Raw genomic sequence first — 13,172 nt, 5'->3', positions numbered from 1 at the left:
GGTATCGTTCCATTGCCCTAAAAAGCGATTAAAGACAAAACGAGAACAGCCGATGGTTTTAGCAATCAGGGTTTCTTGTTCTTTGCTTGGATAGAGACGGAATTTGTATGCTTTGTTGATGAGCATTGTTTTCACCTCAGATAGGAATGTATGTTCTTATTATACCCTAACAAGAATCTCTTTGGCTACCGCCAACCGCCATTCATCTCCCCCTTATCGTTGGGCTTTGCCCTTCACACGATTGAAGAGGGAGTCTTCTGTCGGGAAATGATAAAGGTAAATCAGGTTTCTCTATAATGCTCGCTGATAATTCGGCAACCATTAAGGAAACTATAATATCCAACACACTGATCTCACCCAAATCTTTTTTTCCAGAAAGACGAAAAAAAATAAACACCGCTATAAACATGATGATCGTGCGTAATGAAATGATAAAAATATCCATAACAAGACCTCCTCAATCATTGTTCTCTCTTAACTATGAGGGCTAATGATAAGCCAAAAGAGTAAAGAGGCAACAACTTTACCAAGAATAATCGCCGATAAAAGCCACATGACTCTATCTACCATACCAAGCCTTTTTGCTAATAATGGAAGCACATTTAACACTTCTGTTAATGCAGCAGCAAGCATCCCTACGAACATTCCTGAAAATAATCCAAACATTATTGTTGTGACATTTGGCAAAGCAAAGTGAAGGTCTAATTGGGCAAATAATGTCCAGCTAACAGAACCTAATACAACCGCCCATTGATAAGCATGAACATAGCGATACGTTCTCGTCATTTTCATTAATCGTTGGATAACCCCAAGAAATGTTAGAAAAGCAACGGTTCCAGCACCTAATACGAGGCCTTCAGAAAACCCTGTGAGAATTAAAATGGCCCCTTCAAGAAGCGTCATTTCTTTTCATCCTTTCGCCCCTCCATTACCGTAAATAAATCTAAATTTTGCTGATAATTAAACATTTCTACTTCAAGTGGACTCGGTTCGTTATTAAATTTCTTTTTAAATACACGATTAAAAAATAAAATCATACCTAGACCAAGTCCTAAAGAATAAGGTATCTGAAGAATAAAGGGATGTTCACTTTCAGCTGAAGTGAGGATGTGGTAAATTTTTTGGTGAGCTGCGAGCATATTAACATCTTCATGGAAGTGCATGATCGCAAGACCCGAACCAAAAAACAACAGGAGCCAAACAAAGCTTACTAAGACGAGATGAGGAGTTTTAGATGCATAATCAATTTCTAGAATTGCCTGATTTTCACCAAGATTATTGATGTCTAATTCAGGTACTCGCTTCTTAATAAATCGAATCACTTGTAAAATATCAATCATGACAAGCCTGCCATCTGTTTGTGATATTTGATAGATAGGAATACCATCTAACTGTTCTTCCAAACCTGGTGGCAGAATACACTGGGCTACATCATTTAAATAAACTTGTTGATTAGGCTTCACTTTGACACGGTGATGCAAACGAATATAGACGATTTTTTTACTCATGTTAGTCCCTCCAATCCTCATCTTTTGTTGAATTGAACTTAGTATATGGAAGTATTTTGGAAATATACAAACTAGCAGAGTATACGAATCGGTTCTGACTTTTAACCGCAAATTCTTAAACAAAGTACTGATTCCCTGCTTCTGACTTTACTTCGTTCACAAAAACGAAACGGAGTCCGCTTCATTCACGCGGACTCCGTTTCGGTACGACACCTTATTTAAAATTCCCTTTGCTTATACCCAGTTAAAAACGAAAGCATGACATGGACGCCTGTTTTTACCGTCGCCTGGGCAACATCTTTCTGTGGGTCCAAACAAACGATATCCATTGCAGAGACTTTTTGATGTTGCCCTGCGATTTGCACAGCCTCTAGCAACTCATGAATATACATACCACCTGGAGTTGATACCGGAGCCCCCGGAGCGACACTAATATCGAGTACATCCATATCAACGGTTACATAGATTTTATCTACCTTTTTATTCAGTTCATTTAACGCTTGTTGGACGATTTTTTCGATGCCTACTTTTCTAGTTTGTTTCATCGTAAAATATTGGAGCCCGACCTCATCTGCATATTGTTTTAACGACCGAGCGTTAAAAAAACCATGCAATCCGATGTTATAAACATCTTTTCCTTGCACTGTTTGACTTTCAATGAGCTGACGAATTGGCGTACCATTCGCAGGTCCGAGTTCCTTCGTATCACGCAAATCAAAATGAGTATCAAATTGCAAGATTCCTATTCTTTCATTATGGTGAACATCCTTATAACCTTTTACGAGCATTGCCGTTATCGAATGGTCACCCCCAACGACAATCGGCATCGCTTGAGAATGATGCGTTCGAATTGCCTTCATTGCTTCTCGAATGTTTTCGTGGCAAACCGAAATATCGGTTACATGTTCCCGAACATCACCAAGGTCAACAATATTCAATGTTGATAAATCAAGGTCTTCATCAAGGTTATATGTCGTAAAGGATTTCCACGCTCTCCTAAAAGCTTCTGGATTTTCACTCGCAGAGGAGGCAGAAATCGATGAGCGAGAAAGCGGTACTCCAAGAATGACCGCATCATAGGCCGACCATTTCTCCTTATTTTCCACATCGACTTGTTCGATCCATTCATGGACTTTACGTTCATCGAGTTCACGATTCGTATGATAATAAAAAGGAGGCCGATTTAACATCGGGTACGGATATGACTTCATACGATTCTCCCTTCTTGAACGACCAATTTTCCTCCTTTAATCACTTTGCTCGTATGGTTAACTCCATAATGATATTGAAGCTGCATATAGTTAGGTACATTTAATACAACTAAGTCTGCTTTTTTCCCTACTTCAATACTGCCAACCTCATTTGCACGATTAATGGCGTGAGCCGCATTTATCGTTGTCGCCGTAATGACTTCTGCAGGCGTCATTCCCATTTTTAAACAACCTAAGTTCATAATAAGTGGAAGTGAGACAGATGGTGATGAGCCTGGATTACAATCTGTGGAAAGAGCAACAGGAACGCCTGTATCAATCATTTTCCGACCGTTCGCTGACTCGGCCATTAAGAAAAAAGCCGTTCCAGGTAATAACACTCCGATGACTCCATGTTCAGCCATTTTTTGCATACCTTCATCTGACGCTTTTAGTAGATGGTCAGCCGAAACCGCCCCTACTTCTGCTGCCAACTCGGCCCCACGATATGGTTCGATTTCATCCGCATGAATTTTCGGGAGCAGTCCATGTTTGAGTCCGGCCTCTAAAATTCTTTTTGATTGTTCAGGAGTAAAAACACCGTGCTCACAAAAGACATCATTAAATTCAGCTAGCTTTCGTTCAGCTACTTTCGGAATCATTTCCTCAATCACTAGGTCAACAAAAGCTTCTGGATCCCCTTTGAATGAAGCAGGAACAGCATGTGCTCCCATAAACGTACGAACAATATCAATACAATGAGCCTCATTTAATTGCTTGGCCACCTCAAGCTGTTTCATTTCATGCTCGAGCGATAAACCATAGCCACTTTTAGCTTCAATCGTTGTCACACCATGTAAGAGAAATTTATCTAAACGAGCTTTACTTTCGGTAAAAAGCTGTTCAGGAGTCGCTTCCCTTGTAGCAGATGTCGTGGCATGAATCCCACCACCCGCATTCATAATCTCCATATACGATTTCCCTTGTAAGCGCATGTTAAACTCATTTTCTCGACTGCCCGCATAAACGAGATGAGTGTGGGGATCAACAAATCCTGGAGCTACGACTTGACCAGTAGCATCTATTACTTCAGCATCTTCTAAACGCTCTTCATACTTCGCTACTAATTCCTCGTCGGTTCCTACGGCTACAATTTCGCCATTTTCAATCCAGACACTCCCACCTTTAATAATGTGTAAATCATTCATCGCCTCTTTTGTTGCCGGTTTCTCTGAATGACCTTTTACCGTTATTAATTCATTAGCATTTCTAATAAAAAGACTTTTTGAATTCATCTAATCATTCCTTCGCTTTTAAAGTTATTTATCTAACATTGGCATCTTGATTCCTTGATTTCGGGCCGTCTCTTTCGCCAATTCATAACCGGCATCCGCATGACGAACAACTCCCATACCAGGATCAGTTGTTAGCACGCGCTCAATTCTTGCCTCCGCCTCTTTTGTTCCATCGGCCACAATAACGACACCAGCATGCATCGAATAACCCATGCCTACACCACCGCCATGATGAACCGATACCCAAGTCGCTCCACCAACTGCATTGACCATCGCATTTAAAATCGGCCAATCAGCGACCACATCCGAACCATCCTTCATCCCTTCTGTTTCCCGATTAGGTGAAGCAACAGAACCAGAGTCTAAATGGTCACGTCCAATGACAATCGGAGCTTTTAATTCACCGCTCGCAACCATATCATTGATGATTTTTCCGAACCTAGCTCGCTCTCCATACCCTAACCAACAAATACGTGATGGCAATCCTTGAAACTCAATTTTCTCTTGAGCCATTCGAATCCAATTACATAAATGCTCGTTATCGGCAAACTCTCTTAAAATCGCTGCATCTGTTTTATAAATGTCCTCGGGATCCCCAGATAAAGCGACCCAACGGAACGGCCCTTTCCCTTCACAAAACTGGGGACGAATATAAGCGGGCACAAATCCAGGGAAATCAAACGCATTTGTTACACCCTCGTCCTTAGCAACTTGGCGAATATTATTGCCATAATCAAACGTAATCGCCCCTTTTTCCTGCATTTCAAGCATTGCTTTTACATGAATAGCAATGGCTGCTTTTGAACGTTGGACGTATTCTTTTTCATCTGAATTTCTGAGGATTTCTGCTTCTTTTAGTGACATCCCAACTGGAATATAACCATTTAATGGGTCATGTGCCGATGTTTGATCGGTTAACACATCCGGAATAAATTGACGTCGAATCATTTCTGGGAGAATTTCCGCTGCATTTCCTAATAAACCAATCGATAACGCACGATCTTCTTGCTTTGCTTCTTCGGCAAGTTGAATCGCTTCATCTAAAGTTTTCGCTTTTACATCCGTATATCGCGTTTCAATTCGGCGATCAATTCGGGATTCATCGACTTCAATCCCGATCACGACTCCTTCATTCATGGTAACCGCTAATGGCTGGGCCCCTCCCATACCACCAAGACCTGCCGTCACCGTTATCGTTCCTTTTAATGACCCGTTAAAACTTTGTTTCGCAAGCTCAGCAAAAGTCTCATAAGTTCCTTGTACGATTCCTTGTGAACCAATATAAATCCAACTACCCGCGGTCATTTGTCCATACATCATCAAACCTCGTTTATCTAACTCATGAAATGTTTCCCAATTTGCATAAGCTGGCACAATGTTTGAATTAGCTAAAAGAACTCGTGGTGCATCTTTATGTGTTTTAAAAACGACAACAGGTTTTCCTGATTGAATCAATAAAGTTTCATCTTCTTCTAGCTCCTTCAAACTCGCCACAATAGCATCAAAGCTCTCCCAATTTCGAGCCGCCTTTCCAATCCCACCGTAAACGACTAAATCCTCTGGTCGTTCTGCTACATCCTTATCTAAATTATTCATGAGCATCCGTAGTACAGCCTCTTGCTGCCACCCTTTTGTATTCAATTCCGTTCCTCTATAACGTTGAATTTTCCCACTTTTTACTGAATCCATCTTATATTCCTCCTCTATGTTTGGTCCTCTTAAACTTCTTTTTCCACTCGTTTCGTTAACTCATTAACCGTTTTACATGTTCCTTCTTTTAACCACAATTGCACTTTTTCAATATCGCTAGCAAAAACACGATCTTGGGTGATCGAAGGGCTTTGTTTTCTTCCTTGTTCGTAAAAACCTCTCGTTGCCATTGCCATTTGTTCAATCCCACGGTATTCAACGGCTTGCATCGCACATATCGCCTCAATCGCCAGAACTCTTCTAGCATTCGTAATAACTTGATAGGCATGCCTCGACCCTATCGTTCCCATACTGACATGGTCCTCTTGATTGGCAGACGAGGGAATCGAATCAACACTAGCAGGATGTGCTAATGTTTTATTTTCAGAGACAAGTGATGCAGCTGCATATTGCATAATCATCGCTCCTGATTGTAAACCTGGCTCTGCACTTAAAAATGGCGGCAAATCATTTAATTGCGGATTGACTAATCTCTCAATCCTTCGCTCTGAAATATTTGCTAATTCGGACATGGCAATCGCTAGAAAATCCATAGCAAAAGCAATTGGCTGGCCATGAAAATTTCCACCCGATAACACCTTTTCACCATTATCAAAAATAAGTGGATTATCAGTGGCTGCATTCATTTCTATTTCCAATTTATCTTTTACATAACTCAATGTTTGCCAGGTTGCTCCGTGAACTTGCGGGATACAACGGATCGAGTAAGCATCTTGAACGCGTAACTCACCTTGTTTTGTGATTAATTGACTGTCTTTTAAATGGGTTCGAATCCGAGCCGCCACCTCGATTTGTTCTCGATACCCTCTGGCTAAATGAATGTCTTGATCAAAAGCATCGATAATTCCTTGTAAAGCTTCAATCGTTGTCGCAGCAATTAAATCAGCTTGCAGAGCTAACTTTTCAGCCTCTAAATAAGCTACAAGCCCCATTGCGGTCATCGCCTGAGTTCCATTGATTAATGCGAGTCCTTCTTTGGCAGTTAATGTAATCGGGAAGATATTTTCTTTTGTTAAGGCTGTTAATGAATCGATTCGTTCCCCTTTATAAAACACTTCCCCCTCCCCAATAAGGACTAAAGCTAAATGAGAAAGTGGGGCGAGATCACCACTCGCTCCAAGTGAACCTTGCTGCGGGATAACAGGATGGATTTGGGCGTTAACTAAGTCCAGCAGTCGTTCAATGACGACTGGACGCACTCCTGAAAATCCTTTTAATAAGGCATTGGCTCGAAGTAAAACCATTGCTCTAGAAACGACTTCTGGAAAAGGCTCTCCCATCCCGCACGCATGTGAGCGAATCAGATTTAATTGCAATGTTTCGACATCATTTTTATCGATATACACATCGCTAAACTTACCAAAACCGGTTGTAATGCCATAAACGACTTTTTCTTCTTCTACGATTCTCTCAACAGCTTTCCTGCTTTCTATTACTTTTTTGAGACTTTCATCCGAAAAGCTTACTTGTTCTTTATCAAATAATACTCGTTTTACTTCCTCGAAATTTAATGTTTGTCCGTTTAAAATAACCATTTCAATTCTCTCCTTTTCATCCGCTTTATCCAAGTAAAGTGAAAATAAAAAAGGGAACTATACCTAAAGAAGTTCCTAAAAAAACTTCTAGAGATATAGCCCCCTATTCGCTAAAATCACTATGGGCTATAGAGAAAAAGATAAGTGTTTGACAAACCACTCTTTCTCATCTATTTATTCAATTCATTAAATATGATTAATTCCAAGTCCAATCGCTTCATGCTCTGAACCTTTAACAGGAGCACCGATTGTTCCATATAAAGAGACAGCCATCCATTCGCCCTCTTCATTGTTTTCATACGGATTCCCTCTTAAAATCGCAAAAGTTAATCCAACCGTACGATGAACGGAACCAAGTTGTACTTGACCACGGGTTACCCCTTGTAAAGCTTCCATGATCGCATGATACAAGGCATGACTTTCCCGGTAAACATCTGTTTTGATTAAACCATTTTTCTTCGCTGCTGTCTCAATCGCCGCCACTACTTTATGAGCTTCCATTGAACCGACTTTGCCAAGGCAAGCCTGCCAATTATCTTCATTGAGACGTGTTAACTCTTTGTCAGGCTGGTCTGAAAGCAATAATAATATTGCCTCACGCCCAATCCGTCGAGCCTGATTTAACGCCATAGCTTAACCACTCTTTTCAAATTAAATACGTAACGCTCACTAATAACTAAAGACTACTTTAATTGTAAGCGTTGAACAATCATGATGTCAATTAATATTTAGATTATTAAGGGAAGTGAGATATTTTTATTTAGGAAATTCTTTGTCAACTGAAACGAAATACTTTTTGATGACGTTGAATAAAGTGAAGTGCTCTTTTATCAATAAAAAACTCAAGATGGCTATCAGCGTAAATATTTTCAGAAAATTAAAAATAACGAGGTGACGGACGATAAAAAAGTTTATGATTTTCACTCTTGTCCTATTTTTACTAAATGGATGTAATAAAGTGACGGAAAAAGGTTGGATTGATGAAATTAATGAATCGGAGCAGCAATTATCGATCATTTTAGCTCCTGATGAACAGGGTGAAGACCTTGCCATGATTTATAGCGTAATCGTAACAGATGAGTCTATGCTGCAGACGATAGAGGGAGAAGAGATAACCTTCGACGAATTACAAGTTAATAACTTTGTAGAGTATACAGTTAGAAAAATCGATACTCAATTATATGAGTTAATAGATTTAGTGTTACTAGAGGAGCAGTATTTAAAGGGTGTACGCTAGGATAGTAGTAATTACTAAAACAGAAGACAAGATAAACCGCTTATGATCGTTGGCCAAATGTGGGGTGACAGTTTTCTTCTCCTATTTTTACACATCATCACCGGCCAAATGTGGGGTGACGCCTTTCCTCACACCCTCTTTACACAATCTCGCCGACCACAAGCGAAAACAGAGACACACATAGGACTTGCCACTTTACTCTTCTCTATTTCACCGATAATAAAAACTAATAAGCTGTAAAATGAGAGCTCCAAGGATTAAACGATTAAGCCATGTAAGAGTGTTCTTAACATCTTTTATTTCTGAGGCAAGGCTACTCATCCTTTGCTCTTGTGTGGCGATTTTGATTTCAAGCTTTTGGACCCGTCTCTCTAGCTCTTTTTCTACCATATGAACTCACTTCCTCTTCTATTTCTTGAGACTACCCACTCCTTTATAATCTGCTTGTCCAATTCCATTCCTCCTCTTTTTTTTGTGTTATCAGCAATAAAATTAAAAAATTTTGCATATTTTGCAATTACTTATTATCTATAATACGTTGCATAAAGCGCAACGTCAATCCTTTTATGACCTTTTTAATTTAAAACTTTTGCTTTTTTCGCAAATCGTTTATAATAATTGTATAAATAGCAATCGGAGGCCGGCTTATGGAGAATACTTTAGGAATGAGATTAAAAAAGCTGAGGGAAAATAGTCCTTTCAAATCACAAAAGGAAGCGGCAAACTTTTTTGAACTAACCAACTATCAATTATCTAGATACGAAAGCGGCCATTCCAAACCTGACCCCGATTTAATTACAAAATTCGCTGATCATTATGGTGTAACAACCGATTATTTACTTGGACGAACCGATCATCCAGACGGATTATTGAACCAAGCGTTTCGAAAAGGTGCCCATAATTTGACCGATGATGAAAAGGAACACCTTGAATCAGTAATGGAAGAAGAGTTAAAAAGATACCGGGCCTTACGAGAACGTTTCTTAAAAGAAAAAGAATCAAAAAAATAAAATTAGGTCTTTTCTATGTAACTTTCCTTAAAAAGGTAGAGACCTTCATGTGGTATACTCATTTATACATAATAAATGCCTCGAATGAGGTTTTTATTATCCTCACAAAACGAACATACATTCTTATTGAAGAGGTGGTAAAGTGCGTTTTTCAACTTATCGAGATATGGAATGTAGCCAGTTGTTTAAAGAGCATGGGATTGTTCAAGTAAAAGATTTAACGATTGAAAACATTAGCCATATATTCTCCACTCATATCGAATACATTAATGGTCCCAGTAAATTTATTGGGGATGAACATTTTGCGATCATTTATCTTGATCAATCAAAATCGTATTTTGAACAAAGGTATGATTTTTTTCACGAGTTGTCACATGTCCTAAAGCATACAGGCGATCAGCGTTATTTACCTGAATCGTTTGTTAAACTTCAAGAAGAACAAGCCAACTGGTATACTCTTTATTTTTCTATGCCTCGACATATCTTTGAACCAGAAGTGATGAAAAATCAATCAATTGATTATTTAGTCGATCAATTTGAGATTCCTGAAAAATTTGTGAGGAGACGGTTTGAGCTCATTCAAAATGAGAGAAACCGCCAAGAATTTCAATATAAAATGCAACAGGAAGAAAAGAATAGAAGAAAAAAATCACTGAAGAGCAGCGAAGACCTTTACGATTCAACGAAACAAATGCTTCAGCAGCTATCGAAACAAGTAGGGGAGGAAAAATTAAACTATGAAATCAAGCGTTTATTATGATGAAATCGACGGGCAATTATATCCTCAATGGATGCTATTACCCGCAGATTTATCAGCTTCTTATGTTCATTATTCTTTAAATTTACCGTATGAACGATTTTATCCTGAAGAATTCCATGATTCATTAGCGGTTATCACGGTTAACCAAGCTTCATTAACAAAAGACCCCTTTAATCAACAGTCTTATTCTATTAACATTGAGCAATTAAAGGCGGACTTATTTATAAATGGTGGGAACCTACATCATCTAGAAGCGGCGGACTATTTCCTTGTTCGTTTTGATGATTTAGAGGATGTGTTGCAAATGAGTGTGAGGAGGTATTATTCCGGATAAACAGATAAAGGAGGGGGTAGGCTATCCTAAGATACCACTCCCCCTCCTTTAACAAATATCACCTATTTCAGCTACAGCAAATAGCTCACTCATCATTTGCTTCTTTATAAATATAGATAAATCTAATGAAATTTAACAAAATGGTTAGACCAAATACAACCATAAGCGTTAAATCTAAAAAATCAGGGGTTTTAAAATCAACAATCATATACATAATCACAATCCCAATAGCTAACATGATTAAATTACTATAACCAAACTTTTTTATCATCATAAAATGGATTCATTTATTTGATGGATAAAGCTCCAGATAGTCACTATTTATCATTAGTGAGCTTCATTTAATTGAGCAAAACTTAATGAGCCTGTCTTTCAACACATTAGCCAACACCAAGCCTTAACTACAACTCTATACATTAATCATATAAACAAAAAGAATAAATCCACCTATTCACCTCACTTCTGTACATAATTATAACTTAACTTTCGAACCAACAAAAGTGCGATAAGTTCAACCAGCAGTAGTTTAAACAACAATGATGAGGGAAAGATGGTATACTATAAACACCCTTTTTAATTATTTTTAGATTATTGATTTAAATTCTGAACATATATGTTGTATAATTAAATAAAAGTTAAAATAGCTGTATATCTCTTCATAATGTTTCATATAGTAAAAAACCTAGTAAACATGGCGGTAACCACATTTACTAGGTGAAAAATAACTCTGTCAGTTAGTGACTGGTTTAAAACTTTCAAACGCAAGACACAATAACCTTACGAGTTGGGAGCTCTAGGGTTATTTGTCTTTAATCAGAAGCACAATTGTAATCACGAGCGTCACAAGTGCAATGGTGTACATAGCAGCATTCGTTGCAACGGTAATGATTAATTCAAGCGCTTCAAACTCAGACATACGACATCCCTCCTTTCTGAAGGGACTGTCACTAACCTCAAGAGCCTTATATTTTTACTTATCTATTAATCTCACATGAACAAAGCTATTTCACAAGCAACTTATTATCATGTTTGTTAAACAATTTACCCGTGCTGTTTATTTAATAGTTACCTAACAGAGGGAAAAGAAACCTGCTTTATTAATTGTTCATAATGATTTAATTGATAACTGACTCACAAATAGTTTCTGAAAAACCTTCTAATGAATTTAGATCATCAAGGATAATTCGACCATAATCACTTGTTTGTTAAATGAAATATCTGCTAAAATGGTTAAAGTGCTTAAAGGAAAGGAAACAAATGAATGGATGCGATTATTTTTGGCTTTACCGTGTTTATAGGCTGGACAATATTTGATTTTGTCAAAGAGAAAAAGTTAAAGAAAGAACTAGTCATTAGTTCATTCGTTATTGGCATTATTGCAGCAATAGGCTGGTGGGGGTTAGGTTTGCTTCTAGGCTAAAAATTAGACTTGCACAAATAAGCGAAACCTTTTATAATATCTCTTGTACATAAAAAGACACATGCTCTTGTTTTTTGGCAGTGTCAAATAAATACGGGGCATTAGCTCAGCTGGGAGAGCGCTACGCTGGCAGCGTAGAGGTCAGCGGTTCGATCCCGCTATGCTCCATCATACGTAACACCAGTAATGACGCAGGATTTCGGCTATACGAAATCTTGCGTCATTTTTTATTTTGAAGGGGAAGTTCACATTCAGCTCATGGGATGAACTTATTTTTGTGCTTTTCCATCTCGAGCTCTAAAGAATCAATCGCTTCTTTATCGGCATTCACCCATAAATGACCGTAGTATCGGAAGGTGGTTTGGATGTCTTCATGGCCCAAGCGCTTCTGGACAATTCTTGGATTGGCCCCGCTCCGAATGAGCATACTCGAGTGCGTATGTCGAAGGTCGTGAAACGTTATGCGACGCACCTTCGCTTTTTCCATGAGCTTATATAATTGCCTCCGAATATTGGATGGATTATGAAAACCGCCGTCCCTTTTGGCGAAAACAAGATCGAACTCATGCTGATAATGTTCACCAAACCGCCGCTTCATTCTTTCTTACCTGTCTGTTAAAGCCTCCTTTAAATGGGCGTAGTAAGCGTCAAAGGGATATCACACACTTTCCAAATTTAGAAGGATCAAAAAAAGTTCTCCTTATAAAATTTATGCTTTCATGTAATTCATACTTACTATCGATGATAACATTCATTTTTTTATGTTTACCGTGTAAACTGACAGCACTCTCTAAATCTTCTTTGACTCCCAAACAATTACCTAAAATAGAGATATTTTTCATAATACTCATTGCCAATGCACCTCTTAGAGTAGATTCTTTGTCAGTTGAACTATTAATAGATGGGAATGGCGGTTGGTCTCGCAAGCCACATGTAATATACGTACCTGAAGTTTGAAGAAAGTGCATCCCATATTCTATATTCATATCAAAAAAAGGATCAAAAACGTGTGTAATGTTTTGGTTAATAGTTTTCTTAGCATTACTCCCCATTATATTTTGTAAAAGCTCAACTGAACAAGGAGCTATCTTTTCAATTTCTTCTTTCTTCCACTTTGAAGTTGTCACACAAATAGGAGTAATATTGTGAACAAGTAATTGTTGAATAATGAAT

General features: G+C 38.4%; 17 protein-coding genes and 1 tRNA gene. 6 read left to right on the top strand and 12 right to left on the bottom strand.

Going from position 1 to position 13,172, the window contains the following annotated elements:
- From BALCAV_RS21830 to hutP, 9 genes are all read right to left on the bottom strand, one after another.
- Positions 1-126, bottom strand: a 126-nt coding sequence (locus tag BALCAV_RS21830; protein WP_152563057.1) for a helix-turn-helix domain-containing protein, incomplete at its 3' end; no start/stop codon positions are given.
- A 76-nt stretch (positions 127-202) separates the two neighbouring features.
- A complete protein-coding gene (locus BALCAV_RS22460) occupies positions 203-445 on the bottom strand; it encodes a DUF421 domain-containing protein (RefSeq protein WP_040324234.1) in 243 nt (80 codons plus the stop codon).
- Between the two features lie 29 nt (positions 446-474).
- Entirely contained in the window at positions 475-903 is a 429-nt protein-coding gene (locus tag BALCAV_RS18785) for a stage V sporulation protein AB (protein ID WP_003320738.1), read from the bottom strand.
- A complete protein-coding gene (locus tag BALCAV_RS18780; RefSeq protein WP_003320739.1) occupies positions 900-1,508 on the bottom strand; it encodes a stage V sporulation protein AA in 609 nt (202 codons plus the stop codon). The genes BALCAV_RS18785 and BALCAV_RS18780 overlap by 4 nt, the downstream gene beginning before the upstream one ends.
- A gap of 218 nt (positions 1,509-1,726) precedes the next feature.
- A complete protein-coding gene (locus BALCAV_RS18775; RefSeq protein WP_003320740.1) occupies positions 1,727-2,719 on the bottom strand; it encodes an agmatinase family protein in 993 nt (330 codons plus the stop codon).
- Positions 2,716-3,993 carry an imidazolonepropionase gene (hutI, locus tag BALCAV_RS18770; RefSeq protein WP_003320741.1) on the bottom strand — a complete coding sequence of 426 codons (1,278 nt, stop codon included), beginning with the start codon at positions 3,991-3,993 and terminating at the stop codon, positions 2,716-2,718. Before hutI ends, BALCAV_RS18775 begins: the two co-directional genes overlap by 4 nt.
- A 24-nt stretch (positions 3,994-4,017) precedes the next feature.
- On the bottom strand, positions 4,018-5,682 hold the full coding sequence (gene hutU / locus BALCAV_RS18765; RefSeq protein ID WP_003320742.1) for a urocanate hydratase: 1,665 nt from the start codon (positions 5,680-5,682) through the stop codon (positions 4,018-4,020).
- 29 nt (positions 5,683-5,711) lie between these two features.
- Positions 5,712-7,238, bottom strand: coding sequence for a histidine ammonia-lyase (gene hutH, locus BALCAV_RS18760; protein ID WP_003320743.1), 1,527 nt, complete (start codon positions 7,236-7,238; stop codon positions 5,712-5,714).
- A 186-nt stretch (positions 7,239-7,424) separates the two neighbouring features.
- The gene (hutP, locus tag BALCAV_RS18755; RefSeq protein WP_003320745.1) at positions 7,425-7,868 is read right to left on the bottom strand and encodes a hut operon transcriptional regulator HutP; all 444 of its coding nucleotides are present in this window, start codon (positions 7,866-7,868) and stop codon (positions 7,425-7,427) included.
- A gap of 328 nt (positions 7,869-8,196) precedes the next feature.
- Here hutP and BALCAV_RS18750 point away from each other — a divergent pair, with 328 nt between their 5' ends.
- Positions 8,197-8,475, top strand: coding sequence for a hypothetical protein (locus tag BALCAV_RS18750; protein ID WP_003320746.1), 279 nt, complete (start codon positions 8,197-8,199; stop codon positions 8,473-8,475).
- Between the two features lie 210 nt (positions 8,476-8,685).
- Here BALCAV_RS18750 and BALCAV_RS18745 read toward each other — a convergent pair whose 3' ends face one another.
- A complete protein-coding gene (locus BALCAV_RS18745) occupies positions 8,686-8,865 on the bottom strand; it encodes a hemolysin XhlA family protein (RefSeq protein WP_003320747.1) in 180 nt (59 codons plus the stop codon).
- A 257-nt stretch (positions 8,866-9,122) separates the two neighbouring features.
- On the opposite strand from BALCAV_RS18745, the gene BALCAV_RS21335 reads away from it, so the two are divergent.
- From BALCAV_RS21335 to BALCAV_RS18720, 5 genes are all read left to right on the top strand, one after another.
- Positions 9,123-9,485, top strand: coding sequence for a helix-turn-helix domain-containing protein (locus BALCAV_RS21335; RefSeq protein ID WP_003320748.1), 363 nt, complete (start codon positions 9,123-9,125; stop codon positions 9,483-9,485).
- A gap of 142 nt (positions 9,486-9,627) precedes the next feature.
- Positions 9,628-10,245: an ImmA/IrrE family metallo-endopeptidase gene (locus BALCAV_RS21330; RefSeq protein WP_003320749.1), complete on the top strand. Its 618-nt coding sequence runs from the start codon at positions 9,628-9,630 to the stop codon at positions 10,243-10,245.
- Complete coding sequence (locus BALCAV_RS18730; protein WP_003320750.1) at positions 10,223-10,579, top strand: hypothetical protein; 357 nt, start codon at positions 10,223-10,225, stop codon at positions 10,577-10,579. The genes BALCAV_RS21330 and BALCAV_RS18730 overlap by 23 nt, the downstream gene beginning before the upstream one ends.
- Before the next feature lie 1,261 nt (positions 10,580-11,840).
- Positions 11,841-11,999 carry a hypothetical protein gene (locus tag BALCAV_RS22600; protein ID WP_003320752.1) on the top strand — a complete coding sequence of 53 codons (159 nt, stop codon included), beginning with the start codon at positions 11,841-11,843 and terminating at the stop codon, positions 11,997-11,999.
- Positions 12,000-12,094: 95 nt separating this feature from the next.
- A tRNA-Ala gene (locus tag BALCAV_RS18720) sits at positions 12,095-12,167 on the top strand.
- A gap of 88 nt (positions 12,168-12,255) precedes the next feature.
- Here BALCAV_RS18720 and BALCAV_RS18715 read toward each other — a convergent pair.
- Together BALCAV_RS18715 and BALCAV_RS22455 are read right to left on the bottom strand one after the other, a co-directional pair.
- On the bottom strand, positions 12,256-12,597 hold the full coding sequence (locus BALCAV_RS18715) for a tyrosine-type recombinase/integrase (RefSeq protein ID WP_003320753.1): 342 nt from the start codon (positions 12,595-12,597) through the stop codon (positions 12,256-12,258).
- Between the two features lie 49 nt (positions 12,598-12,646).
- On the bottom strand, positions 12,647-13,172 hold a 526-nt coding region (locus BALCAV_RS22455; RefSeq protein ID WP_040324233.1), incomplete at its 5' end, for a hypothetical protein.

The sequence above is a fragment of the Alkalihalobacillus alcalophilus ATCC 27647 = CGMCC 1.3604 genome, assembly GCF_000292245.2.
GTDB lineage: Bacteria > Bacillota > Bacilli > Bacillales > Bacillaceae_D > Alkalihalobacillus > Alkalihalobacillus alcalophilus.
Note: the sequence above shows the minus strand (reverse complement) of the source record. Positions and strands in the feature narration are given on the sequence as shown.